Below are 25455 nucleotides of genomic sequence, written 5' to 3'. Positions count from 1 at the left end.
TTCGAAGTGGGTGTGATGTGGGGTGTGGGGCCGACGGGAAGCGGCCCCACACCAGGTCAGAACCGGACGCCCTTGAGCGCGTCGTCCTCGAGGAGCCCGACATTCGTGCTGTCGATCAGCCCTTGACCGCCCGAATTGATGACAGAGGGGGAGAGGCCGAAGTCAAGGTAGAGAACGCCTTCGGTGACCGACTGGAAGCCCTGCACGTAGCCCTGCTGGTCCGCGGTGGCGATGATGTCGCCGCTCTTGATGCCAGCGACAACTTGCGGGGAGGTGTCGAAGCCGACCACGGGAACCTTGACGCCGGCGGCATCCATAGCCGCCACGATGTTGCGGTGCGGTGTTCCGCCCAGGGGAGCGACGGCCTTCACATCGGGGTTGGCGGTCAGCCACGATGTGAGCGCGTTCAGCGCCTCCTCATCGTTGCCGGACGTGCGGAGGTACTCGCCCTTCGCGCCAACGGAGTCAAGTGCCTTCTGTACTCCGCTGCCGCGCTGCACGGCGTAGTTCTGCTCCGGTTCCTCGGCGGGGAGGAGGACCTTATCGCCCGAAGACAGTCCGGCGTCCTTCACGAGGCGAGTCCCGACGATCTGGCCGACCTCGAAGAAGTCCTGTCCGACGAAGCCCGAGACGCAGTCGGCAGCGGACTCGGGTGCTGGGACGTTGTACGCCACGACGGTGATGCCCGCATCGTGGGCGTCGCAGGCCACGCCGACCCATTTCTCCCCCTCGTTGAAGGGCATGAAGATGAGTGACGGCTTCGTCGCGATAGCGGTCTGCACGAGGTCGACCATCTTGTCGGGGTCGCCTTCAGCCGTCTGGTGGGTCAGGTTCAATCCGCCGAGCTGAGCCGCATCTTCTCCGCCCTGGAGGATCTGTGCCCAGAACGAATCGCTCGCAGGGTTGTAGTACGTGAAGAAGTAGGCGGAGCGGTTCTCGGCGCGTGCGCCGTAGCCGCTCTCAAGTCCGCTGCTTGAGGTGTCCGTGGAACCTCCGCCCGCCGAGCAGGCGGACAGGGCCAGGATGGCAGCTGCGGCGACCGCGAGCGCGGCGACCGATCGGGTGCTGTGGTTACGTGTCACGACGTCGTGATCCTTTCGTGCGCGGAGCACGAGCTCCGGCTTACCTTCGTTGGTGAGCCAGAGCGTAGGGCGGTCACGTCATGCTGTCAACCTAATGTCATGACAAACAGCGGATCACTTTGCGACCAACGTCGTTTCGAAGCTGTAGCGGTCTGGCCGGTAGATGTGTAGGCCGAACTCAATGGCTTGTCCCGCGTTATCGAATGCCGTTCGCTCCATGAGGAGGACGGGGCCATCCCTGTCGATCTCGAGAAGGCTGCCCTCGTCGTCGTGAGCTCGGCGGGCCCCGATCCGCTGATTGGCGATGCGAATGGCAACACCTCGTGATCGAAGGATCTGATAGAGCCCGCGCTCCTCGAGCTCGTCACGGCTCAGGTCGGTGGTCTGTGCGGGGAAGAAGTTCTGGAGGATGGCGACGGGTGTGCCGTCTGCTGTTCGTAGGCGTCGAATGTGCAGAACTTCGTCGCCCTCGGCGATGCCCAGATGAGAGGCGACGTTGGCGGGGGCAGGAATGACCTCATGCTCGAGAACGGTCGTTCCTGGTGCGTGCTGAGTGGACTGCAGGTCTTCGAACAGGCTCGTCAGCTCGACCTGTCGCGTCACTTGCCCTTGGACGACCTGGGTGCCGATCCCGCGTCGTCTGACCAGCAGGCCGCGGTCCACCAGCTCCTGGATGGCGCGTCGAATTGTCGGTCTGGAGAGGCCGAGTCTCTCCCCGATAGCAATCTCGTTCTCGAGGCGAGCGCCAGGGGGGATTGCGCCTGACCGGATGGCTTGCTCGAGCCGCGAGGACACCTGGAAGTACAACGGTACTGGTCCCGTGCGATCGATGTCGTCGAAGAGCTGCGCCGGCCAGTGCACGTCAGTAGTCACGGGACCTCCTATGTTCCAACAATGTTACAGCGTCGCGACTTTGTCACCTCGAAGTCGATTTTGACTCTTGTGGCCGAGCCGTCGCCATGTGTTATTGTTAGGACATAGTCTGGTCTAGCGAGGAAGTTGTACAGCGGAGTATGACCACATCAACACACGACGTCATCGTCATGGGGCGGCTGGGCGTCGACATCTACCCTCTTCAAGATGGCGTTGGCCTCGAACAGGTCACGACATTCGGAAAATACCTGGGCGGCAGTGCGGCGAACGTCGCCGTCGCGGCGGCTCGCTACTCCCACAGCGTCGCGCTCGTCTCCAGGACGGGGAACGATCCTTTCGGGCGTTACCTACGCGAGGAACTGAAGCGGCTAGGAGTTGACGACCGCGCGGTTGCTGTGGATGACCGTTTTCCGACGCCCGTGACGTTCTGCGAGATCTTTCCCCCGGACGACTTCCCGCTTTACTTCTACCGCGAGCCCAAGGCGCCGGACCTCAACATCGGTTCAGAGCAGCTCGACGAGATCGACTTCGGATCGGCCCGCATCGTCTGGGCCACGGTGACCGGCCTCACTCAGGAGCCGAGTTATGGAACGCATCTTGAAGCATGGTCTCGCCGCGCCCGCCGGGAGCACACCATTCTCGACCTCGATTACCGTCCGATGTTCTGGGAGTCTCCCACGCAGGCGTCTGAGCGTGTCGCCGAAGCCCTTCAGCATGTGACGGTCGCCGTCGGGAACCGTGAGGAATGTGAGATCGCGGTGGCTGAGACCGACCCGCACCGCGCTGCGGATGCTCTGCTTGAACGCGGCGTTGAGCTCGCCATTGTCAAGCAGGGGCCGCGCGGTGTCCTCGCCAAAACGGCCGACGAGGTCGTTGAGGTACCGCCCCACTTCGTCGACGTGGTCAACGGTCTGGGAGCAGGCGACGCATTCGGCGGGGCGCTGTGCCACGGACTGCTCTCCGGGTGGGGGCTCGAACGCATCCTCCGCTTCGCGAACGTCGCCGGTGCCATCGTTGCCTCGCGTCGCGAATGCTCGACAGCAATGCCACACGAGGCTGAGGTACTCGCTCGCCTAGAGGGGGTCCGCCCATGACCGGCCTGACCTTGACCGCAGACGACTTCGAACGTCTCCGCGATATCCGTGCAACCCAGCCTGATTTCATCACGCATGCTCTCTCTCGTCGAAAGCATCGGGATCTCTTGGGAGGCGACGGGCGTCTCTTCATCATCGCTGCAGACCATCCCGCCCGTGGGGCGCTTGGGGTCGGATCGAATCCGACGGCGATGGCGAATCGATACGACCTGCTCGACCGGCTGGCAACCGCGCTGGCTCGCCCTGGGGTCGATGGCGTTCTCGGCACGCCGGACATTATCGACGATCTCGCTGCCTTGGGTCTGCTCGAAGGCAAGATCGTGGTCGGCTCCATGAACCGGGGTGGTCTGCGCGGCGCGTCATTCGAAATGGACGACCGATATGGCGCTTACACGGTCGATGCGATGGTCCAGGCGGGCATCGACTTCGCCAAAACGCTCGTGCGGGTCAACCTTGCCGATCCTGGAACCGCCTCTACGCTTCAGGCGACCGCCGATGCGGTTACGCGCGCCGCGGCTGCGGAGCTGCCGATCATGCTCGAACCGTTCATGAGTACCTGGTCGGAAGGACGCATCGTCAACGACTTGTCGACGGACGCCGTGATTCTGTCTGTCGCCATCGCCGCGGGTCTTGGTGCGTCATCGGCGTACACCTGGATGAAGCTTCCGGTCGTGGACGACATGGAGCAAGTCATGGCATCCACAACGCTTCCGACACTTCTGCTGGGTGGAGATGCAGGCGTCGACCCAGACGAAACGTTCGCCTCGTGGGAGGACGCATTATCCCTCCCGGGTGTGCGTGGCCTCACCGTGGGACGCACACTTCTCTACCCACCGGATGGTGACGTCGCCCGCGCTGTGGACACCGCAGCCGCACTCGTTCACCCCATCCCCGACGCCGTCTCCCACTGACATCAAGGACCATCATGAGCATCATCGACATTCGCACCGTCTCCCACTGGATCGATGGAGCCGAACGGCCCTCGCGCAGCGGCCGCACCGCCCCCATCTACAACCCCGCCACCGGGGCAGTGCAAGCGCACGTAGCCTTGGCCGACCAGAACGAAATCGACGAGGCGATCGCCTCCGCCACCCACGGGTTCAAGGTGTGGAGCCGGTACTCCATCGCCAAGCGTCAGACAGTTCTTTTCAGCTTCCGAGAACTCCTCAACGCGAGAAAGGGTGAGCTCGCCGACATCATCACCGCCGAGCACGGCAAGGTCCGCTCCGACGCGATGGGCGAAATCCTCCGCGGCCAGGAGGTCGTCGAGCTTGCCACCGGCTTCCCGCACCTCATCAAGGGCGCGTTCAGCGAGAACGCCTCCACCGGGATCGACGTGTACTCTCTCAAGCAGCCGCTCGGTGTCGTGGGCATTATAAGCCCGTTCAACTTCCCCGCCATGGTGCCCATGTGGTTCTTCCCCATCGCCATCGCCGCGGGCAACGCGGTCGTCCTCAAGCCCAGCGAGAAGGACCCATCCGCCGCGCTCTGGCTCGCCCAGCTGTGGAAGGAGGCCGGACTCCCCGACGGTGTCTTCACCGTGCTTCAGGGAGACAAGCTCGCCGTGGATGGGCTTTTGAACAGCCCCGATGTGCAGTCGATCTCCTTCGTCGGCTCGACCCCCATCGCGCAGTACATTTACGAGACTGCGTCGAAGAACGGCAAGCGCGTGCAGGCCCTGGGTGGAGCGAAGAACCACATGTTGGTCCTTCCGGACGCCGACCTCGACCTTGTCGCCGACCAAGCCATCAACGCCGGATTCGGTGCCGCGGGCGAGCGCTGCATGGCGATCTCCGTCGTCCTCGCCGTCGAGTCCGTCGCCGATGAACTCATTGAAAAGATCACCGCGCGCATCGCAGATCTGCGTATCGGCAACGGTGCCGGTGTCGACGGGGTCGAACCCGACATGGGGCCGCTCATCACCGACGTGCACCGCCACAAGGTGTCGAGCTATGTCGACATCGCCGAAGCCGACGGGGCCACCGTTGTCGTCGACGGCCGCGGGTACACCGTCGACGGTCACGAGGACGGGTTCTTCTTCGGCCCCACCCTGCTCGACAAGGTGCCCACGACCTCCCGCGCCTACACCGAGGAGATCTTCGGACCCGTGCTATCGATCGTGCGGGTCGCCTCGTACGACGAGGGCGTGGAACTGATCAATAGCGGCGAGTTCGGTAACGGCACCGCCATCTTCACCAACGACGGGGGAGCGGCGCGCCGCTTCCAGAACGAAGTTGAGGTCGGCATGATCGGTATCAACGTCCCCATCCCCGTCCCCGTCGCCTACCACTCGTTCGGCGGGTGGAAGAAGAGTCTGTTCGGCGACGCGAAGGCCTACGGCGTGCACGGCTTCGACTTCTTCACCCGCGAGAAGGCCGTGACCAGCCGCTGGCTCGACCCCGCCACCCACGGCGGGATCAACCTCGGCTTCCCCCAGAACGACTGACGTGAGCAACGACCCGCAGCGCTGGTTCTACCCGCGCGGAGTCCTCGCCCAGCCGGGATGGGAGAGCGTCATCAACGATTCGGTGCCGGGATGGAAATACACCGGCATCCGTATCGGCGACCTCCGCGAACACGATGCGCTCGAGCTATCGGACACGGGCGTCGAGCGCATCATCGTGCCCCTGGCTGGCTCGTTCGTGGTCACCCACCGTCATCACCCTGGCGAATGGCATACCCGGCTTCACGGGCGCCGTTCCGTGTTCGATGGGCCGACCGACGTCCTGTATCTGCCCACCGGCACTACCGCCACCGTAGAGGGCGAGGGGAAGTTCGCGGTCGCTGAGGCTCCGACGAACGAGGCGCGTCCGTGGCAGTACGTCGCTGCCGCGCAGACCCCCGTCGAACTCCGCGGCGCGGGGCGCTCCAGTCGTCAGGTGCACAACTTCGGGACCCCCGAGAGCCTGGATGCGTCGCGGCTAATCGTCTGCGAGGTGATTACTCCCGCGGAGAATTGGTCGTCGTACCCTCCCCATAAGCACGACGAGCACGTTCCGGGTCACGAGTCGCGCCTTGAGGAGATCTACTACTTCGAATCCGCCCCGGTGCGGGGAGGCCGCGGTGAGGACGCGTTTGGGATGTTTACCACCTACTCGTCGTCGGCCGGCGAGATCGACATCAACGCCCGCGTCGGCACGGGCGACATCGCCCTGGTTCCTTACGGATACCACGGACCGGCGGTCGCCGCCCCCGGATACGACCTCTACTACCTCAACGTCATGGCCGGCCCCGACCCGGAACGGCAGTGGCGCATCAGCGACGACCCCGCGCATGCATGGGTCCGCGACACTTGGACCGGTCAGGCATTCGACGACCGCCTGCCCTACACGAACCAGCAAGGACGACACTGATGTCAGCAACCAGGCGAATGACCGTCAGCCAGGCGCTCATTGAATTCCTCGCCAACCAGTGGACCGTCGACGGTGACATCCGCGAACGAACCATCCCCGGGATGTTCGGCATCTTCGGGCACGGCAATGTCGCCGGCATCGGCCAGGCACTCAAGCAGGCGAACGTCGAACGACCCGAGCTCATGCCCTACTACCAAGCCCGAAACGAGCAGGCCATGGTGCATCAGTCGGTGGGATACGCACGCATGCATCGGCGCCGTGCGACCTTTGCGTCTGCGGCGTCTGTCGGCCCCGGAGCTGCGAACATGCTGACCGGAGCGGCCCTGGCAACGACGAACCGGCTACCTGCATTGCTTCTTCCCAGCGACACCTTTGCGACGCGTGTGGCGGATCCGGTGCTCCAACAGTTGGAGCAGCCGTGGGACATCGGGCTCACCGTCAACGACGCTTTCCGTCCTTTGTCGCGCTTCTTCGACCGCGTCCAGCGACCGGAACAGCTTTACTCGATCGCTCTCGCGGCCATGCGCGTGCTGACCGATCCCGCCGAAACAGGTGCGGTGACCATCTCCCTCCCCGAGGACGTGCAGGCTGAAGCCCTCGACGTCCCCATCGAGTTTCTACAGGAACGCGAATGGCACATTCGCCGCCCGCTGCCGGAGCGCGGCCCGCTCGCCCGTGCCGTCTCTGCTATCCGCGCCGCCAAGGCGCCACTCATTGTCGCCGGCGGTGGCGTGCTCTACTCGGGCGCGGAAGACTTGCTGCGGGAGTTGGTGGAAGCGACGGGCATCCCCGTTGGCACATCGCAGGCGGGTGGCGGAGTGCTCGCGTGGGATCACCCCCAGAACCTCGGAGGCATCGGCGCTACCGGAACGCTCGCCGCGAACCGCGCCGCTGCTGAGGCCGACGTGATCATTGGTATAGGTACGCGCTACAGCGACTTCACCACGGCGTCGCGCACGGCCTTCCAAAACCCGTCGGTCCGCTTCGTCAATATCAACGTCGCGGCATTCGACGCGTATAAGCACGGCAGCCAGGTTCCCGTCATTGCGGACGCTCGCGAGACGCTACGAGAACTACTTATCGACCTTGACGGCTACGAGGTGCCTCCTGGGTTCTCCAACCGCGTCGCGCGAGAGAAGAGCGCGTGGGATGCCGCGGTGGATCGTGCATTCGAGCCGTCTCAGCTCGCCCTGCCAGGCCAACCGGAGATCATTGGCGCCGTTCAACGCGCCAGCGGTCCGAAAGATGTCGTCGTACAGGCGGCCGGCTCCCTCCCCGGTGATCTCCACAAGCTGTGGAGGGTGCGCGACCCGCTTGGATACCACGTCGAGTACGCCTTCAGCTGCATGGGTTACGAAATTGCAGGCGGGCTTGGAGCCAAGCGCGGCCTGCTAGCGGACGGTGACGACCGCGACGTCATCGTGATGGTCGGTGACGGGTCGTACCTGATGCTCAACACCGAATTGGTGACCGCAGTCGCCGAGGGCATCAAGCTCATCGTCGTGCTGATCCAGAACCACGGATACGCATCGATCGGGCACTTGTCTGAGACTGTCGGATCCGAACGCTTCGGTACCTGGTACCGCACCTACGACGACGCCGCGCGCAACTTCCAAGGGGACGAGGTGCTTCCCGTGGACTTGGCGGCAAACGCCCGCAGCTATGGTCTCGACGTCGTCGAGATCGAGCCCGGACCCAGCGCCATCGAAGACCTGTCCGCGGCGCTTGTGGCGGCGAAAACGTCGACGACCTCGACGTTTATCCACATCAACAGCGACCCGCTCATCTACGCCCCCGATGGCGACGGATGGTGGGACGTGCCCGTGCCGCAGGTGTCCACCCTCGACAGCACACAGCGCGCCCGCGACGAATACGAGCAGAAGCAAGCTCACCAGCGTCCGCTGCTGGGCTGACCCCGCCCCTTTTCACTCACTGGAGAGAGATATGACTGACATCGCCAACACGCCCGCCCGCGCCGTCGCCGGTGACAACCCCGGCCTTCGTATCGGTACCGCCCCCGACTCCTGGGGAGTGTGGTTCCCCGACGACCCCAAGCAGGTACCGTGGCGCCGTTTCCTCGACGAGGTCGTTGCTTCGGGCTACTCCTGGATCGAACTAGGACCCTACGGCTACCTCCCAACCGACGCGCACCAGCTCGAGGACGAGTTGGGCGCGCGCGGCCTCAAGCTGTCGGCGGGTACCGTCTTCACCGGCTTTCATAAGGGCGACGACCAGTGGCAGCGCGCATGGGACCAGGCCCTGGCGGTGGCGGGGCTGGCGTCCAAGCTCGGCGCCGAGCACCTCGTGGTCATTCCTGACCTGTGGCGCAGCGACGCCACCAGTGAGGTACTCGAAGCGCGCACCCTTGACGACGACCAGTGGCGCAAGCTCGCGGCCGGCCACGACCGACTCGGCAAGGCGCTGCTCGAGGAGTTCGGGGTCAAGCAGCAGTTTCACTCCCACGCAGACAGCCACGTGGGGACCACCCGTGAGGTGCTGCGATTTCTCGATGAGACCGACCCGCGCTACACCAACCTGTGCCTGGACACCGGCCACTTCGCCTACTACGGCGGCGACAACGTCAAACTGATTCAAGATCGCCCTGATCGCATCGGCTACCTGCACCTCAAGCAGGTCGACACCTCGCTCCTGTTCGATGTGCTCAAGAACGATGTGCCGTTCGCGGACGCTGTCACCCAGGGCATCATGATTGAGCCGCCCCACGGTGTCCCGGACCTCGCCCCAATCATCGAAGCGGTCGCAGCAATCGACCCCGACATCTTCGCCATCGTCGAGCAGGACATGTACGGCTGCGACGTCGACTACCCGTTCCCCATTGCCCAGCGCACGCGCGAGCACATCTTCGGCTGCACGCACCTCGCGCGCATCCACTGACACAGGAGCATCAACACATGAGCCAGGACCTCCGCGTCGGCGTCGTCGGCGCCGGCCTCATGGGCGCCGACCACATCGCCCGCATCACGCACCGCATCAGCGGCGCCGTCGTCTCCTCGGTTGTTGAGCCCGACGCCCAGCGCGCGGCATCGGCGGCCGAGAGAGCCCCGGGCGCGGCAACGTTCGCCCGGATCGAGGATGCCATCGACGCCGGCGCTGTGGATGCCGTCCTCATCGCAGTACCCGGCCCTTTCCACGCCCCGGTGCTGGAGCCGGCGCTCGCGGCAGGCCTGCCCATCCTCTGCGAGAAGCCGCTCACGCCCGACTCCGCATCGTCCGCGCGCATCCTCGAACTCGAGCAGAAGCTTGACCGCCCGCACATTCAGGTGGGCTTCATGCGCCGCTTCGACCCCGAGTATGCGGCGCTTCGCGACCTGGTTGTCTCAGGTGACGCGGGGGAGCTCGTGATGGTGCGCGGCGTGCACCGCAACGCCACCGTCCCGGACTCCTACACGCAGACGATGCTCATCACCGACTCGGTGGTGCACGAGTTTGACGTGGTGCCTTGGCTGGCGGGCTCTCCGATCAAGAACGTCGAGGTCAAGTACCCCCGCCGCAACACGCTCACGCCCGAACATCTGCGCGAGCCGATCCTCGTGCTGATGGAGCTCGAGAACGGCGTCCTCGTCGACGTCGAGATGAACGTTAGCGTGCAATTCGGCTACCAGGTCGGCACGGAGGCGGTGTTCGAGAAAGGCATCGCGCGCATCGGCCAGCCCTCCGGACTGCAGCAGTGGCGCGACGGTCGGTTCTCGGTTCAGGATCACACGAGCTTCACCACCCGTTTTGCCGCCGCCTATGACCAGCAGATCCAGCGCTGGGTTAACGCCGTGCGCGACGGCCGACTCGTCGACGGCCCCAACGCTTGGGACGGTTACCTCGTCGCGTTGGCGTGCGAGGCGGGAGTGAAGGCTCTCGACGGCGGCGTCATCGAGGTGGAGTCCGCCAAGCGACCTGCGTTCTACGCCTGAGGAGACTCGCATGGTTCGCATCGCACTCGACCCCACCCCGTACCACCACACCCACGCGCTGCTAGAGTTCCCGGACGTCGCCGCACGACTGGGCTTCGAACACATGCAGCTGACCCCGCACGTGGACTTCGCGCCATTTTTCCGGTACCCGAAGGCAGATGATGACCTCGTCGCCGCCCTGAAAAAGCGGGCGACCGACGCGGGAGTGACAATCCCCGCGCTGCTGCCGGTGCAGCGAATCTCGTCGCCCGACGAGCATCTGCGTGTGGCGGCCGTTCGTAACTTCACGCGGGTCATTCAACTCGCGGTTGAGATGGGAGTACCGGTCATCAACACCGAGTTCTCTGGGCGCCCCGAGCTGCCGGAGGAGTCGGAGGACGCGTTCTACCGGTCCTTCGAACAGCTACTTCCCATCATCGAACGGGAAGGCGTTCGCGTGAACATCGACCCGCACCCCGACGACTTCGTTGAAGACGGTCTTGAGGCCTGGCGAGTTATTCGGGGACTGAACTCGCGTTCAGTCGGCTTCGTCTATGTCGCCTCGCACACGTTCCACATGGGCGACCGAGCGCGAACACTGATCCCGGAACTAGGGGATCGCCTGGGCGCGGTCTACGCAGCAGACACCTTCGACCACCACCGCTCCCATGGGCTGCGGTACATCACGAACCCGCCGGGGAACGCCGTACGCGTTCACCAACATCTCAATATCGACCGCGGGGACGTCGATTGGAACGAGCTCTTTTCTGCGCTTCGCGCCAGCGGATACCTAGACCGCGAGGACGCCCTTATCGTGTCCAATGTGTTCGGGGAAGACGAGAATGCGGACGCGTCAGCGCGCCACCAGCTCGCCCGCATCAAGGAGCTAGCGGATAGCTAGCACTTGCCTGACTCATCTACTGGATGCACCGCCCCCATCTCCAACCAGGACGGGGGCGGTGCTCATTCGCCGTCGCAGTGCAGCGCTGCCACGAGCCGCGAACATTGACCTCCGTGGCCGCGCGTTGGCAGTGCATGGCGCCGTCCTGAGATTGTCTCCAGGCGCGTCTCTTGATGGGGCTACTCCTGCTGTTGCGGTCGCCCGGTCGTGAAGCCCGCCGTCAGGTTCGCTATAACGTCGCGAGCGAGGAACCCTTCGGCGCGGGCGACGATCGCATGGCGGACCCGGTCAGGTCGTCGAGCATCGGTCAGCTCGTTCACGGTGAAGACACGATGGAGCGCAGGCGTCGGGCCTCGCGCTCGACCCCAAGCCGGTCGTGACCGTTCCTCCCTGCTGGGCGTTGTCGACTAGATACGCAGCACTCGAGCCGGACAACTCCGCGCAGTAAGGAAGTTCACCGTCCTCGGCGCACTCGAGCGGCTGTTCATCTCGGTTCACCACTCGTGGTCTTGCTCCCCAACTGATGGCGCGCTGCCACACTGAACCGCACGGAGAGCGAGCTCGATGGGCGCGCGCCAAACCGCGCGGCTCGGAAGTTTCTCGCAATGAAGTGGGTTCGTGGGACGAGTGGCGCCCTAGTGCTGCTAACGCGGCAGCCGCGGTCCCGGAGGTGATCGAATGCGTTTTCATCGATGCCGTAGGTGACACCTCGGCTTCGAGCAAAGTTGCGGCCCGCCCCGGAGGAGCGGGCCGCAAGAACCGCTTAGCGTGCGCCGGTCAGTCTCTCGCGTCGGGTCAATGTGCGAATGGACTGAGTGCGGAAATCGCTCTCAAGAGTCTCGAGGCTTCGGCCCTTGGTTTCAGGGACGGCTCGGAGGACGAAGATGAGCGATACGACGTTCACTGCAGCGAAGAGTGCGAACGTCAAGGTCGAGCCGATGCCCTCAACGATGATCGGGAAGACGAACGAGATTGTCGCATTCACCGTCCACAGGACGAAGACGGCCAGACCCATTGCCAAGCCGCGAATCGCCAACGGAAAAATCTCGCTCAGCAGCAGCCATACAACCGTTCCGATGAACCCTTGCACGAAGGCAACGAACAGCATCATCGCTCCGAGGATGATGTAGCTCACGGCGTCCGAATGAGGAAGCAAGAACACAAGGGACAAGATGACCTGGGCGCCCACTACGCCGCTGAAGCCGATGAGCAGCATGGTGCGACGTCCAACAAAACCGAGCAGCCAGATGCCGACGATTGTCATGGTGACACTTGTCAGACCGACACCGATGGTGGCGATGAGGGCAGCTTCGTCGCCCAGCCCCGTCTGGGTCAGGATGGTTGGAGCGTAGTAGTTGACTGTGTTGATACCGGTTGCCTGTTGGATAGCGGCTAAGCCGAAGCCGATGTACAGCAGACGGCGCATCCATCGGTTGTCGCGTAGGGCCTTCCACGCGTGCCGACGTGCGTTGCCTTCAATCGCGGCGGTTTGAGCGATCTCAGACATCTCTGACTCCAGCTCGGCGTTGCTGCGGCTGCGGGCCAGTACTCGCCGAGCTTCGTCGAGACGACCGCGCGCGGCGAACCACCGAGGGGATTCCGGGAGGACCAGCATGCCGACGAAAAGAATGACTGCTGGGATGCTGGCGACGCCGAGCATGATGCGCCACACGTGCGTGTCCGAGATGACGACCGCCAGAAGGGCGTTGATGGCGAAGGCCAGGAGCTGGCCCGTGACAATCATGAGCTCGTTGATCGTGACCATTCGACCGCGGCGGTCTGCCGGCGCCATCTCAGCTAGGTACAGGGGGCACGCTACCGCAGCTGCCCCAACACCAAACCCAAGGAAGATGCGCGCTACGACCATCAGGGCGACGTTCGGGGCCACCGCGCAACCCAGTGCGCCGATCAGAAAGATTGCTGCGCACACGAGCAAGCTCCGCTTGCGTCCCAAAGCATCCGCGATGCGACCACCCAGGAGTGCTCCGAAAGCGGCCCCGGGGAATAGCAGCGAGCTGACGACCCATGCCTCCTCCGACGTCGACATCGCTAGATCATCACGCATGTACAGAAGCGCGCCGGAAATCACTCCCGTGTCGTAGCCGAACAGCAATCCGCCCAGGGTCGAGATGACGGTCAGCCGTGTCAGGAAGCCCTTGAAACCGGGGGGACGTGAGTCGCTGGTGACGGGTGTGCGGGGGTGCGACACTCGGACGCTCCTTTGCGTAGGGGGCAGCCCGCCATCCTCAAAGTGGGGCGCGCTACGGTCAAATGTAAGGACATTCTGCCATAGTGACTCTCGCTGAGCAACTGTTTGCACGCGCCAGACGTTCATGTAATTATGTCAGGACAAAGATCGGAGCTCGTGATGCCCCTTGTGCGAATTGACCACAGCCGTGCGCGAACCAACTCGGCCGCCATCTCGGACGCCATCCACCGCGCAATTGTCGCCGTGTATGGCATACCGGAGCGCGATCGTTTCCAGGTCGTGACCAGTCGCGATGCGGAGACCATCGTGGCTGAGGACGCTGGGCTCGGCTTCGAGCGAACCGACCCCGTGATCATTCAGATTTTCACCCAACGGGGCCGTTCGGACGAGACGAAGCAGGCCCTGTTCAAGGAGATCGCTCGACGCTTGGAGTCGGTGGGGGTTGCGGGCGAAGACGTCTTCATTGGATATGTCGAGAACGGTCCGCAGGATTGGTCGTTCGGCTTCGGGCGCGCACAGTACGTGACAGGTGAGCTCGCCGTCCCCAGTTCGAAGGAAGACGCCCGCTGATGGCAACTACTGACGAGGCGCCAGCGCCCTTCATGCAAATGACTCGGAGATACCCGACGGCTCTCTGGAATGATTCCGCCGATCCGGAGGAGCTCCGGGAGTCCATTCGGCTGGGAGCGGTGGGCGCAACCTGCAATCCGGTCATTGCCTACGCCGCGATCAAAAGAAATCCGGCCCAGTGGGAGCCGTGGCTGCGCGCACTTGCCGCCGCACAACCGACTTGGTCTGAATCTGAACTCGGCTGGGCCGCAGTGCGCGAACTTTCGGTCCAGGCCTCGCAGCAACTGCTCATGAAGTTTCATGAGTCAGGTGGACGAAACGGTCGGCTCTCAATCCAGACAGATCCGCGTCTACATCGGGACGCAGCGGCTCTCGTCCGACAGGCTGTGGAGTTCTCAGAGCTGGCTCCGAACATCATCGTCAAGATTCCGGCCACGGCCGTCGGAATCCAGGCGATAGAAGAGGCTGCCTACCGAGGTGTGAGCATCAACGCGACTCTCTCTTTCACTGTCGCGCAGGCGGTAGCGGTGGGAGAAGCCCTAGAGCGCGCGATGGACCGGCGTGCCGCTCAAGGACTTCCCGACCAAGAATTTGGTCACGTCGTCACAATCATGGGCGGCCGCCTCGACGACTGGCTCAAGCTGTGGGCATCCGAGAACCGAATTCTCGTCGAACCAGGCGCACTCGAGTGGGCTGGCGTCGCCGCACTGAAGCGCGCATACGAGATTTTCCGCGAGCGGGGGTTCCGCAGTCGGATTCTGTCTGCGGCCTTCCGAAACCACCTGCACTGGTCCGAGCTTATTGGCGGAGATCTGGTCGTTTCGCCGCCTTTCGATTGGCAGGCCCGGATCAACGAAAACGGCTTCGCTGTGCGAGAGCGCATCTCCGAGCCCGTGCCTGCCGGGGTTCTATCGGAATTGTTGTCTTTCTCGGAGTTCGTCCGGGCCTACGAGCCGGACGGATTGAAAGCTGAGGACTTCGGTCATTTCGGCGCAGCCCGGAACACGCTCCGACAGTTTCTGGAAGCGAGCGCTCAGCTCGATGCGCTCGTGCGTGACGTCATCGTTCCGCCCGCCCGAGGTTGACGTGGCGGCCGCTGAGGAAGATGTCACCTTCCGGTCGCGCCGTTGGGTACGTCCCGAGGACCTCAACGCTCACGGCACACTGTTTGGAGGGAGCCTTCTTCGTTGGATCGATGAAGAAGCAGCGATCTACGCGATACTGCAGATAGGGAACCCGCGGGCAGTCACGAAATTCATGTCAGAGATTGATTTCGTGAGTTCTGCCGTGCAGGGAGATCTTATTGAACTCGGTATCCGTGCAATCCACTTCGGTCGAACCTCTATCACAATGCGTGCGGAGGTGCGCAATATGGTTACCCGGGCACGAATCCTTCGAATAGAACGGATCGTGTTCGTCAGCCTGGACACGGTGGGCAAGCCTGAGGCGCACGGATACACGGACATCACGTACCGTCGGGATCGTTTGCCAGCGTCGTCAGCGGACATGAGCAGGTAGGCGCGCGACCGCGGACTTCGCTTCGGAAGAGCGCTTCCGCCCCCTCGTCGGCTGCCTCCCTCGCCCTTGGGGCCGGATCTGCAGGGTCATCCGCGCCATGGCGGCTAATTCTTGACCGGGTAAGTCCTCACAGCGCCGCCGAATAGTGGCGTTGTCTTGTAGAAGGGCGAACCATGTCAGCTGACGTCTGATGATGCGCGAGCTGGGCTGAATCTTGCTCGTGCGTGTTCGTATTAATGCTGAAGAGGGGCGGGACAGAGTCGGGCACCTGGAGCCAATCGGGCCGCGACGACTGCGGTCTCAGATGCCGCCCGCGGCTTGCGTGGCATTCGCTTCAGCGGGCTGAGTCGTCGCGATCAAGCGCATGAAGCGTTCGAGCAAGGGCAGGATGGTCCGGTCGGGGTCGAGAAGCGCTTGGATGCGGAGGCCGTCGATCATCGCCAGAACCATGGTGACCTTGTCGTCCGCGGATAGCTCGTCGTGATCGAGAGCGGTTTCGAGTCGGCCTGAGGCGAAATTAGCGCGCATCTTGTCGCGTCGAGCCAGGAAGAATGCGTGGGCCGGGTGGTCCGGATTGGTTGCTGCCACGGTGATGGCCAGCCAGTTGCGCTGCATCTCCGGATGTTCGAACTCCTCGCGCAGCACCGAGGTCAGTACGCGCTCGGCTGAGACTTTCGACTCCATGATCCGTCGAGCAAGTTCCTCGTCCTGCTCGTCGCGCCGCGCGAGCGCAGCCAGGAGAAGTTCATCCTTGCTCGCGAAGTGGCGCAGGAGTGCTGCGTGCGTCACGTTGGCGCGGGCCGCGATGTCGCGAAGTGAGGAGCGTTCATATCCGTGCTCGGCGAAGCTTGCGGAGGCCGCCTCGACGATGGCGATCCTCCGTGCGGGCGTCGTCGCGTAGGGTCCCCGCTTGGCGCGAGTGGGCGCTGTCGCTGGCCGCTCCTGCGTTGCGCTCATGGTCGCTCCTCGGGCTCGATCGGTGTACTTGCTAAGTGTAACCAGATCGGTTACATTCTGCGAAGAGTTACCACGGTGGTCACTTTTGCGGTGGTTCATCCGCTGCTCGCCCTTGCGAAGCCGCGAGGGACGTCACCTTGATGAAGGAGTCATAGTGCCGAACAACGATCCGAAGGCTCGCGCCCTGGCCGATGGCTTGGCGGCAGCCGAACCGCTCCCCGGCAACGAGACAGCGCTCGAGGGAGACGGTCTGCCCCTCGCGACGGCACCTGGGGAGCCGACGACGCCGATGAGCCGGTCATACATCTTCTGGCTCATGTTGGCGAGCTTCGGAGCATCCATCGCAATGATGGTGCCGCTGTCCTACGGCATCGCTGTGCGGATCACCGAACTGGCGCCGGGGCATGAAGAGGTGCTCGGATACATCACGGGGACGGCGCAAGCCGCCTATCTCGTCATTAGCCCACTGGTCGGCATCTGGAGCGACCGCACGCGGTCGCGCTTCGGGCGCCGTTCGCCCTTCATCTATCTCGGACTTGCCATCGGCGTGGTCGGAGCCGTGGTCATCGGGCTCGCCCCCAACCTGCTCATCGTCGGTGCCGGATGGGTGCTCGGAATGAGCGGGTGGTCGATCGCCGGCGCCGCACTGCAGACACTGCAGGCCGACAAGCTCCCCGAGAAGCAACGCGGGAAGGTCGCCGCTCTCACTGGTCTGATGACGCAGGTGGCCCCGGTTCTCGGTATCGGCATCGCCTACGCGGTGTCGTCGAGCACGCTTCTGATCTTCCTCGTGCCCGGTGTCATCGGTGCGTTGCTGCTGGCCATCTTCCCCCTCATCAAGCCGGAGGGCAGCTCGGTTTCGCTCGCCCGCTCGGGGGAGATGACGGTGAAGTCGGTGGTCTCCAGCTACGGCTTCAACGCGCGTAAGTACCCCGACTTCGGATGGAACTGGGTCGGCCGCTTCGTCTTCTTCGTCGGCTTGTACTTCAACACGACGTTCGGGACGTTCTTTTACTCGCAGCGTCTCGATCTGCCGGTGAGGGAGGTTGCCGGTATCGTCGCCACCGTCGGAATGATCGGTGTCGTCGCGGCTGCAGCCGGTGCGATCGTCGGCGGATTCCTCTCCGACAAGTTGCAGCGCCGTCGATTGTTCGTGATGCTCGCGGCGCTGCTCTTCGTGGGTGGCGCGGTGGCCGAGGCGACGGCATGGTCGCTGCCGCAAATCATCGCCGGTGCCGTGCTCATGCAGCTCGCGATCGCCGTCTTCGCCACGGTGGATCAGGCGATCATCTACGCCATCCTCCCCGAGCGCGATCAGGCCGGGCGGTACATGGCGGTGACGCAGTTCGCCCAGAAGATCCCCAGCGCCGTGGCGCCGTTGATCGCGGGCGTCGTCATCACCATCGGCGCGGTGGGTGCGGAGAAGAACTACACGCTGCTCTACCTCGTCGGAGCAGCCTTCGCCCTGATCGGTGGGCTGATCATCCTGCTCAAAGTGAAGTCGGTCCGATGACCGTCGACTCCGTTCCCCACGCGCTGTCCGTCGATGCCGGCAGCGATGACATCGTCGTCACCGACGGCGAACCGCGCTTGTCGTGGATGCACGACGGCCCCGCCGGCGCGCGATACGAGGTGGAAGCGCGGGTCGACGACGGCGACTCCATGTCCGCCGAGGTCACGGGGCAGCGGTTCGTGCCCTGGCCCTTCGCGTCCCTTCCCAGTCGTGCGCGCGTCGCGTGGAGGGTCCGGTCGGTGGGGGCTTCGCAGTGGTCCGAGCAGTCGTCGTTCGAGGTCGGGCTCTTGAATGCCGACTGGACGGCATCCTGGATCTCTCCCGAGGGGGACGCCGTCGAGGAGTACGGCACGCGTCCCGCCTTCCTCCTCTCCCGGGTCTTCGAACTGGACCAGTCGGTGACGCGCGCGCGCCTATATGCCACGGCACTCGGGGTCTACACCGTCACCGTGAACGGTCGACGGGTGGGCTCGGACGAGCTCGCGCCCGGCTCGACGTCGTACGACCGCACGCTCTACGCGCAGGCGCACGACATCTCGGCCCTGTTGCGACCGGGGTCGAACCGCATCGAGGTCGAACTCTCCGACGGCTGGTTCCGTGGACAGGTCGGGGCGTTCCGACTTCCCGCGCAGTGGGGGACCGTCACCGGCGTGCGCGCCGAAATGCACGTGGAGGCCTCCGACGGCGCGTCGACGGTGGTCGTGACCGATGGGACGTGGTCCTGGGTCCGGTCGCGCATCACGCGAGCGGACCTCATGGCGGGACAGTCGGAAGATCTGACGCAGCAGCCGTCAGCCTCCCGACTGGTGGCTGTGGGACGGGTCGAGGCGCCGCCCATCGAGTGGTCGCCCGCCCCGCCGGTGCGGGTCGTCGCGCAGCGCGAGGTCGTCGCTTCGCGACGTATCGCGGATCATACGTGGGTGCTCGACTTCGGCCAGAACGCGTCGGGGTGGCTCAGGATGAGCGATCTCGGGAGCCCGGGGACCCGCACGGTCATCGACTACGGCGAGTACCTCGGCGCGGACGGCGACCTGTCGACGTCGCACCTCGACTCCGCTCGGCCCGGGGAAGCGCCGATCCCCTTCCTTCAGCGAGACGAGGTCATCGCGGGCGGGGGCGATGAGGTCTTCGAGCCACGGCACACCGTCCACGGGTTCCAATTCGCCAGAGTCACGCGAGCAGGCGGCGCCTTCGACCCGACCACCGTCACCATGCAGGTGGTGCACACCGACCTTGTGCGGGTCGGCGACTTCGCCTGCAGCGACCCCGATCTCAACCGACTCCACGAGATCGCCCGCTGGAGCTTCCTGGGTAACGCCGTCGACGTCCCGACGGACTGCCCCACCCGGGAGCGACTCGCGTGGACCGGCGATTACGGTGTCTTCGCGCCGACGGCGACACGCCTGTACGACGTGCGCGGCTTCACCGCCAAGTGGCTCCGATCGGTGCGAGACGACCAGCTCGACGACGGACGCATCGCCAACTTCTCTCCGGACGGGCGTCAGATTAAGCGCCATCTCGATGACCAGTTCGCGATGATGACGGGTTCTGCGGGATGGGGCGATGCCATCGTCTCCGTCCCATGGGAGATGTACGCGGCGTACGGCGACACCAAGCTCCTCGCAGACAACTTCGAGGCGATGACCCGCTGGGTCGAGTGGGCGCTCGAGACCGCCCGGTCCGCTCGCCACCACTCGCGCGCCCAGGGTGAGGCCAGACCCTTCGATCAGTTCCTGTGGGACGGTTCATTCCACTGGGGGGAATGGACGGAGCCGAAGCAGCGCGACGCCGAGGGGCGGCTCATCGACCCGCTCGGCCACGACCCCCGGGCGTGGTTCATGGCAGACAAGGGCGAGGTGGGAACGGCCTACCTCTTCCGCTCGACGGCCACTCTTGCGCGCGTCGCCGACATTCTCGGTCGTCACGACGAGGCGATGAGATACGCGTCGATCGCGGACAGCGTGCGCGACGCGTGGCGCCGCGCGTACCTGCGTCCCGACTCGACGACGGTGGCAGACACCCAGGCCGCGTACGTGCGAGCGCTGGCGTTCGGTCTCATCCCCGAGGAGATGCGGGATGCCGCGGTCGAGCGACTCGTGGAGCTCATCGAAGAAGCCGGCACCCACCTCGGGACGGGGTTCCTCTCGACGGGCGATCTGCTTCCCGTGCTTGCGGATGCGGGCCGTGCCGACGTCGCCTACGCCCTTCTCGCACAGCGCACCGCCCCGTCCTGGCTGTACATGGTCGACAAGGGCGCCACGACGATCTGGGAGGACTGGGAGGGGATCGACGAGAACGGCGACGCGCACGACTCTCTCAACCATTACAGCAAGGGCGCGGTGGTGCGGTTTCTGCACACGCACACCCTCGGTTTGCGTCAGGACGACGACAGCACTGCGTGGGAACGCCTGGTCGTCCAGCCGGTGCCCGGTCCGACCGTCACGTGGGCGCGGGGCAGCCATCTGGGTCCGCGCGGTCCCATTGAGGTGGAGTGGCGGCGCGACGAGTCCGACTTTCACCTGCACGTCCAAGTCCCGCCCGCAACGATCGCCCGGGTGATCTTGCCCGACGGCCGCACCCACGTGTGCCAGGCGGGTCGGCATGACTTCGCCAGCACGGTGCCCGCTTCCGAACTCCAGCTCAGCGCGCGCTGACCTCCCCGACGAAAGAGACGACATGACTGAATTCCCCGACGGCTTCTTGTGGGGAGCCGCGACCGCAGGCCACCAGATCGAGGGCAACAACGTCAATAGCGACTGGTGGGCCCGCGAGCAGATGATGCCCGGAATGGAGCTCTCCGGAGACGCGGTGGACAGCTACCACCGGTACCGCGAGGACATCAGCCTTCTCGCCGGCTCCGGCCTCGACTCCTACCGCTTCAGCCTCGAATGGGCCCGGATCGAACCCGTGCGCGGTTCGTTCTCGCGAGCCGAGCTGGCCCACTACCGGCGGGTCATCGAGTTCTGCTTCGAGAACGGTGTGACGCCGGTCGTCACCCTGCAGCACTTCACGACACCCAACTGGTTCGCGCAGGCCGGCGGCTGGGACGCCCCGGAAGCCCTCGACCTCTTCAGCGCCTTCGTCGAACGGGCGTGCGACATCCTCGATGGCGTCGAATGGGTCGTGACCATCAACGAGCCCAACATGCAGGCCGCCATCATGACCGCGATGCGGCGCTTGCAGAGCGGCGGTGGATCGTGGACGAGTCCCACCGTGGAGGCCGAGGGCGACCGGGAAGAGAAGCAGACGCACAGCGACTTCTTGACGTACGCCGACCCGGAGATCGGCCGCACGTTCACGCGCATCCATCACGCGGCGCGCGATATCGTCCGTCGGCGCACGTCGGCGAAGGTCGGATGGACGATCGCAGCGGGAGCCCTCACGGCGGCACCGGGCGGCGAGCGGAAGCTCGAGGAGATCCGGTACGGCAAGGAGGACGTCTACTGGGAGGGGAGTCGTGGAGACGACTTCGTGGGCGTCCAGGCCTACTCGTCGCAGCAGGTCGACGCGAACGGCCTCGTTCCGCACCCCTCCGCGCCCGACAACACCCTCGTCGGCACCGCCTTCCGCCCGGATGCCCTCGCAATGGCGGTGCGGCATGCCTGGAAGGTCAGCGAGCACACCCCGATCATGGTCACGGAGAACGGCATCGCGACGGCCGACGACACGGAGCGGATCCGATACACCTACGAGGCGCTGCGGGGCCTCGCGCAGGTGATCGACGAGGGGATCGACGTGCGCGGGTACCTGCACTGGTCGTTGCTCGACAACTTCGAATGGGGCCATTGGGAACCGACATTCGGTCTGATCGCCGTCGATCGCGATGACTTCACGCGTCACCCCAAGCCGAGCCTCGCCTGGCTGGGATCCGTCGCCCAGCGCAACGCGCTCGCCCAGGCGGTGACAGCGTGACGTTCCCGTTCGCCGATGTCTCGGCCTCTCCTCTCACGGCTCTCCTGTCGTTGACCGGGCGTCGCGTCGTGGTGACCGGCGGTGCGCAAGGACTGGGCTTCGCGATCGCTCGCCGGCTCGCGGAGGCAGGGGCCGCCGTCGCCGTCGCCGACCTGCAAGAGGATCGGGCGCGCGCAGCGGCGACGCAGCTAACCGCCGACTTCGGCATCGACGCCATCGGGGTCGCGATGGACGTCGCGTCCTCGGCATCCGTCGACTCCTCCGCCGCCGCCGTCGTCGAACGCCTCGGAGGCATCGACGTGTGGGTCAACAACGCGGGCGTCTTCCCGAGCGCAGCCCTCGGCGAGATGAGCGACGAACACTGGGACCAGGTGTTCGCCGTGAACACCCGAGGGGTGCGCAACGGGGCTCGAGCGGCAGTGCGGACGATGGCCGACGGAGGGGTCGTCGTGAACATCGTCTCGACAGCGGGCTTCCGCGGCGTGGCGGCGGGGATGTCGGCATATGTCTCTTCCAAGCACGCCGTCCGGGGTCTCACCAAGCAGCTCGCACTGGAATTGGCCCCGCGGGGAATCCGCGTGCTCGGCGTTGCCCCCTCGTACGTGCCGACGGAGGGGAACATCGCGGCGGCGGCGGCCGCGATGGCCGATCGCGCGGGGGAGGCCGGCGACCCGTCCACCGTGCCTCAAGCGATGACGCAGAGTCTGATCGGGCGACTCGGAACACCGGACGACATCGCCCGCGTGGTCCTCTTCTGCGTGAGCGACCTCTCGTTGATCATGACGGGAAGCACTCTGCTCGCCGACGCCGGCGAGACCATCTGATGGCTATCACACCACCCATCGACCAGGACACAGCTCGGACGTTCGCCTGCGGCGAAGCGGTGCGTTGAGCGGTGACCTCCCAAATCGGGCCTGCTGGGTGACCGCTAAGTTTCCCGGTTTGCTCCTGACATCCGTCGCACCATCAACTGGTGCTTAACCGGTTTCTTGCGCAGAAGGTCGCGGGCCTCTTAGCGGGATCTGCCGTCACGCGAATGCTGCTCGATACCGGCTCGGATCCCACTTTGGCGGACGCCGTTGCAGCTGACGTCGAACTAGGTGGCGAAAGCTGCGAGGTACGCGCTGTTGGTCTATAGCGCGGTGACTTGACGGACCTGGTCGTCTGCGAGCGGCTGACAGCGCAGCTGGGCGTCTTCGTCTCGGAGCAGTTTCAGCAGGCCGCCGTTAGAGAGGGTGTACTCGGTAAGCAGAGTGACGGGGTCGTCGCGTCGGACTGATCCTTCTTGACGATCTCAGCGACGAGCGCAGGATCGAGTCGCCGCGGCAGGAGCGCAGGCGACCGCTCTGGGGGTGAGATTGAGAGAGCCTTATGCGGTACTAGGCAAGCTAATTTGAGCAGTTCGACCGGGGGTGGCGGCAGAAGTACCGATCCGTTCGAGTTGCGGTGGGCTGGACCTACTTCTGGGGGAGGGCTCTGGTGTCATCTCACCGCTGGCGCGTGACCGAGGTTCCGTCTAGGCCAGCAGCGGCCGCGCGTGCGGGGCCCCACCATAGGGGGCGACTCCTATATAGTTCTCCAACTGCGTGTGCGCACGCAGGCCGTACACGCTAGAGGGGACACATTGGGGTGCCGCACACGCTAGCCATTTCATCCGACCGATGGCCGCGTCTCGGTCTTCTGGTCAGGACTCAGTTACCGGTCACCGTCTGTTCTGCGCTCATTGTGGCGGTCGCCTTGAGTTGCGGTTTAGTGATCGACCGACTGCCGCTTTGTGCGGGGGCTGGCCTCATTCTCTTGGCGACCGTCGCTAGTGTTTCGATGCCGTGGGAACGAATCCATGTTCGTTGGCAGTCAGTCATGGCAACGTTGAATCTGACTGGGGTTGGCTATCTATCGGCGGCGCTTTACCCGGAGCTGCAGGCCTCTGCCGCGCTGGCAAGCGTGCCGGCCGTTTGGCTGGCAATGGTTGGCGGGCGACTGGGTCTCGTGGTAGCGATCTTGGGGTCATACGCAATTGCGTTCGCCCCTCTCGTTCTCGTCGGAGGGAATGAAGGAGAATTGGCCTCAGCGATGGCCTTTGCGGTCGTCATACCGCTCTCCGCCGTCCTTGGCTATGTAATCGCTCGTCGCTATCTTCGCGCTAGCGCTGAACGTGACAGCGCTATTGCTAAACGGAGCGCCGCTTTGGATGATGTCGAACGGCTTTCGCTCATCCTTCGTTCATTTGCTGACACAGTCAATGCAGGGATACTCATCCTCGACGTCGACAGAAAGCCACTCCTCAAGAATCAGCGCCTCAGCGTTCTGGGTGGCTACTCGGGAGGCGCATCAGAGCGTACGGACAGTCAGATATATGGCAAGGACCAATCCACGTTATTGCCCGAGGACGCGCAACCTCTAAATCGCTTCCTCGATGGACGCGAGATCGACTCGGAACTCATCTGGGTAGGTCCGCCGGGGGATCAGTCTGCGATTCTCGTATCTGGCCGTCAGTTGCGTCGCGAAGACGCTTCCGACATGGGTTCAGCACTCATCGCTCAGGATGTGACGGAGATTGTGAGAGCGGCGCGCGAACGAGAAGATGCGATGGCGACGCTGTCTCATCAGCTGCGCACGCCGTTGACCTCGATCGTCGGCTATGTCGACATGATTGTCGACCGCGAGGCTGCCCCGGAAGTGCGCGGTCCCCTCCGAGTTATCGCGCGCAACGCCGAACACTTGATAGCGCTCAGCTCATCGATGCTGAACGGCATGCGGGACCTCACGGAGGCGCGGATAGAGCGGTTGGATTTGAGTGACTTGATCGAGTCTGGCGTCGACGTCGCCCGAGGAACGCAAGACGGTGTCGCACGAAAGTGGATCGTCGACGTGCCCGCAAGCCTTACAGGTCTCATGGATAGAGACGGGTTTGTCGAGGCGCTAGGGAATGTGCTAGGTAATGCCGTGAAGTATTCACCTGGGGGCAGTACCATCAGAGTTTCCGCCGTGGTTGCGCACTCTTTCGTCGAGGTCTCGGTGGGAAATGATGGGCCGTCCATCGAGCCACTCGACATGGAACGGATCTTCGACCGCTTCTACCGCGGAACGAATGTCAAGAACAGTACTCCGGGTACGGGGATTGGACTCGCGGTCAGTCGGTCGATAATGAAGGCGAGCGGCGGTGCCATCACCGTCGCAAACACGCCGTCGGGCGTCGCCTTCACGTTGCGCATTCGCGCCAGCGACGGAATGGCTGAGCAGCTGGGGTGACTCAAGCGGTGCGGTCAAGTGTAAAACCCGGGTCGAAGTCGCAGGAATCGGTCGGGAAGATGCTGCCGCACGGCCGCGGTCTGGTGCTGGGCCAAGGTGAGGAGCCGCGCCTCGCGGTGCTACCGATGCGGTGACGCGCCACAACCGTAGACCGTCCTCATGCTCATCGAATGCCGCCGGTCGTCGGCGTCGTGAAGTGCGTCGTTGGTGGCTGCCACGTGTCTCTCAAGCTTCCGTCTTGATCATCGGTGATCCCGGCAGCGGACGCCCGCACCAGTAGTCGGCTTGCTTGAGTTCGACGCGAAAATTCCTGAAC

At 64.4% G+C, this 25455-nt stretch carries 20 protein-coding genes; 16 read left to right on the top strand and 4 right to left on the bottom strand.

The window, feature by feature from the left end; all coding sequences use genetic code 11:
• Positions 1 to 56 precede the first annotated feature (56 nt).
• Both AB0N82_RS08740 and AB0N82_RS08735 read right to left on the bottom strand, forming a co-directional pair.
• A complete protein-coding gene (locus tag AB0N82_RS08740; protein ID WP_363390493.1) occupies positions 57 to 1082 on the bottom strand; it encodes a substrate-binding domain-containing protein in 1026 nt (341 codons plus the stop codon).
• A gap of 114 nt (positions 1083 to 1196) precedes the next feature.
• Positions 1197 to 1955 (bottom strand): GntR family transcriptional regulator, encoded by a 759-nt coding sequence (locus tag AB0N82_RS08735; RefSeq protein ID WP_363390490.1) that lies wholly within the window; start codon positions 1953 to 1955, stop codon positions 1197 to 1199.
• Positions 1956 to 2095: 140 nt separating this feature from the next.
• On the opposite strand from AB0N82_RS08735, the gene iolC reads away from it, so the two are divergent.
• From iolC to AB0N82_RS08695, 8 genes are read left to right on the top strand one after another with little or no spacing between them, the layout of a single operon-like run.
• Positions 2096 to 3049, top strand: coding sequence for a 5-dehydro-2-deoxygluconokinase (gene iolC, locus AB0N82_RS08730; RefSeq protein WP_363390487.1), 954 nt, complete (start codon positions 2096 to 2098; stop codon positions 3047 to 3049).
• Positions 3046 to 3960, top strand: coding sequence for a deoxyribose-phosphate aldolase (locus AB0N82_RS08725; protein ID WP_363390484.1), 915 nt, complete (start codon positions 3046 to 3048; stop codon positions 3958 to 3960). The genes iolC and AB0N82_RS08725 overlap by 4 nt, the downstream gene beginning before the upstream one ends.
• A gap of 14 nt (positions 3961 to 3974) precedes the next feature.
• Positions 3975 to 5495 carry a CoA-acylating methylmalonate-semialdehyde dehydrogenase gene (locus AB0N82_RS08720; protein WP_363390481.1) on the top strand — a complete coding sequence of 507 codons (1521 nt, stop codon included), beginning with the start codon at positions 3975 to 3977 and terminating at the stop codon, positions 5493 to 5495.
• A gap of 1 nt (position 5496) precedes the next feature.
• On the top strand, positions 5497 to 6402 hold the full coding sequence (gene iolB, locus AB0N82_RS08715) for a 5-deoxy-glucuronate isomerase (RefSeq protein WP_363390478.1): 906 nt from the start codon (positions 5497 to 5499) through the stop codon (positions 6400 to 6402).
• A 17-nt stretch (positions 6403 to 6419) separates the two neighbouring features.
• The gene (gene iolD, locus AB0N82_RS08710; protein WP_363390475.1) at positions 6420 to 8315 is read left to right on the top strand and encodes a 3D-(3,5/4)-trihydroxycyclohexane-1,2-dione acylhydrolase (decyclizing); all 1896 of its coding nucleotides are present in this window, start codon (positions 6420 to 6422) and stop codon (positions 8313 to 8315) included.
• Positions 8316 to 8346: 31 nt separating this feature from the next.
• Positions 8347 to 9297: a sugar phosphate isomerase/epimerase gene (locus tag AB0N82_RS08705; RefSeq protein WP_363390472.1), complete on the top strand. Its 951-nt coding sequence runs from the start codon at positions 8347 to 8349 to the stop codon at positions 9295 to 9297.
• Between the two features lie 17 nt (positions 9298 to 9314).
• Positions 9315 to 10328, top strand: coding sequence for a Gfo/Idh/MocA family oxidoreductase (locus AB0N82_RS08700; protein ID WP_363390469.1), 1014 nt, complete (start codon positions 9315 to 9317; stop codon positions 10326 to 10328).
• 10 nt (positions 10329 to 10338) lie between these two features.
• On the top strand, positions 10339 to 11208 hold the full coding sequence (locus tag AB0N82_RS08695; protein WP_363390466.1) for a sugar phosphate isomerase/epimerase family protein: 870 nt from the start codon (positions 10339 to 10341) through the stop codon (positions 11206 to 11208).
• A 763-nt stretch (positions 11209 to 11971) separates the two neighbouring features.
• Here the strand turns inward: AB0N82_RS08695 and AB0N82_RS08690 are convergent.
• Positions 11972 to 13417 carry a sugar porter family MFS transporter gene (locus AB0N82_RS08690; RefSeq protein ID WP_363390463.1) on the bottom strand — a complete coding sequence of 482 codons (1446 nt, stop codon included), beginning with the start codon at positions 13415 to 13417 and terminating at the stop codon, positions 11972 to 11974.
• 159 nt (positions 13418 to 13576) lie between these two features.
• Here AB0N82_RS08690 and AB0N82_RS08685 point away from each other — a divergent pair, with 159 nt between their 5' ends.
• From AB0N82_RS08685 to AB0N82_RS08675, 3 genes are read left to right on the top strand one after another with little or no spacing between them, the layout of a single operon-like run.
• Positions 13577 to 13987 carry a tautomerase family protein gene (locus tag AB0N82_RS08685; RefSeq protein ID WP_307213481.1) on the top strand — a complete coding sequence of 137 codons (411 nt, stop codon included), beginning with the start codon at positions 13577 to 13579 and terminating at the stop codon, positions 13985 to 13987.
• A complete protein-coding gene (locus AB0N82_RS08680) occupies positions 13987 to 15072 on the top strand; it encodes a transaldolase family protein (protein ID WP_363390460.1) in 1086 nt (361 codons plus the stop codon). Before AB0N82_RS08685 ends, AB0N82_RS08680 begins: the two co-directional genes overlap by 1 nt.
• Entirely contained in the window at positions 15029 to 15505 is a 477-nt protein-coding gene (locus AB0N82_RS08675) for a hotdog domain-containing protein (RefSeq protein ID WP_363390457.1), read from the top strand. Before AB0N82_RS08680 ends, AB0N82_RS08675 begins: the two co-directional genes overlap by 44 nt.
• A gap of 300 nt (positions 15506 to 15805) precedes the next feature.
• Here AB0N82_RS08675 and AB0N82_RS08670 read toward each other — a convergent pair whose 3' ends face one another.
• On the bottom strand, positions 15806 to 16462 hold the full coding sequence (locus tag AB0N82_RS08670; RefSeq protein ID WP_307213476.1) for a TetR/AcrR family transcriptional regulator: 657 nt from the start codon (positions 16460 to 16462) through the stop codon (positions 15806 to 15808).
• Positions 16463 to 16616: 154 nt separating this feature from the next.
• On the opposite strand from AB0N82_RS08670, the gene AB0N82_RS08665 reads away from it, so the two are divergent.
• From AB0N82_RS08665 to AB0N82_RS08645, 5 genes are all read left to right on the top strand, one after another.
• Positions 16617 to 17975 carry an MFS transporter gene (locus AB0N82_RS08665; protein ID WP_307213474.1) on the top strand — a complete coding sequence of 453 codons (1359 nt, stop codon included), beginning with the start codon at positions 16617 to 16619 and terminating at the stop codon, positions 17973 to 17975.
• Positions 17972 to 20629 (top strand): family 78 glycoside hydrolase catalytic domain, encoded by a 2658-nt coding sequence (locus AB0N82_RS08660; RefSeq protein WP_363390452.1) that lies wholly within the window; start codon positions 17972 to 17974, stop codon positions 20627 to 20629. Before AB0N82_RS08665 ends, AB0N82_RS08660 begins: the two co-directional genes overlap by 4 nt.
• Positions 20630 to 20651: 22 nt before the next feature.
• The gene (locus AB0N82_RS08655; RefSeq protein ID WP_363390449.1) at positions 20652 to 21887 is read left to right on the top strand and encodes a family 1 glycosylhydrolase; all 1236 of its coding nucleotides are present in this window, start codon (positions 20652 to 20654) and stop codon (positions 21885 to 21887) included.
• On the top strand, positions 21884 to 22711 hold the full coding sequence (locus AB0N82_RS08650; protein WP_307213469.1) for an SDR family oxidoreductase: 828 nt from the start codon (positions 21884 to 21886) through the stop codon (positions 22709 to 22711). Before AB0N82_RS08655 ends, AB0N82_RS08650 begins: the two co-directional genes overlap by 4 nt.
• A 928-nt stretch (positions 22712 to 23639) precedes the next feature.
• Complete coding sequence (locus AB0N82_RS08645; RefSeq protein WP_363390446.1) at positions 23640 to 25139, top strand: ATP-binding protein; 1500 nt, start codon at positions 23640 to 23642, stop codon at positions 25137 to 25139.
• Positions 25140 to 25455: the final 316 nt, after the last annotated feature.

Origin of the sequence: Microbacterium sp. NPDC089186, from assembly GCF_040685115.1 — a bacterium.
Lineage (GTDB): Bacteria > Actinomycetota > Actinomycetes > Actinomycetales > Microbacteriaceae > Microbacterium > Microbacterium galbum.
The sequence above is the reverse complement of the archived record's forward strand: the minus strand, read 5'-3'. Positions and strand labels throughout refer to the sequence as shown.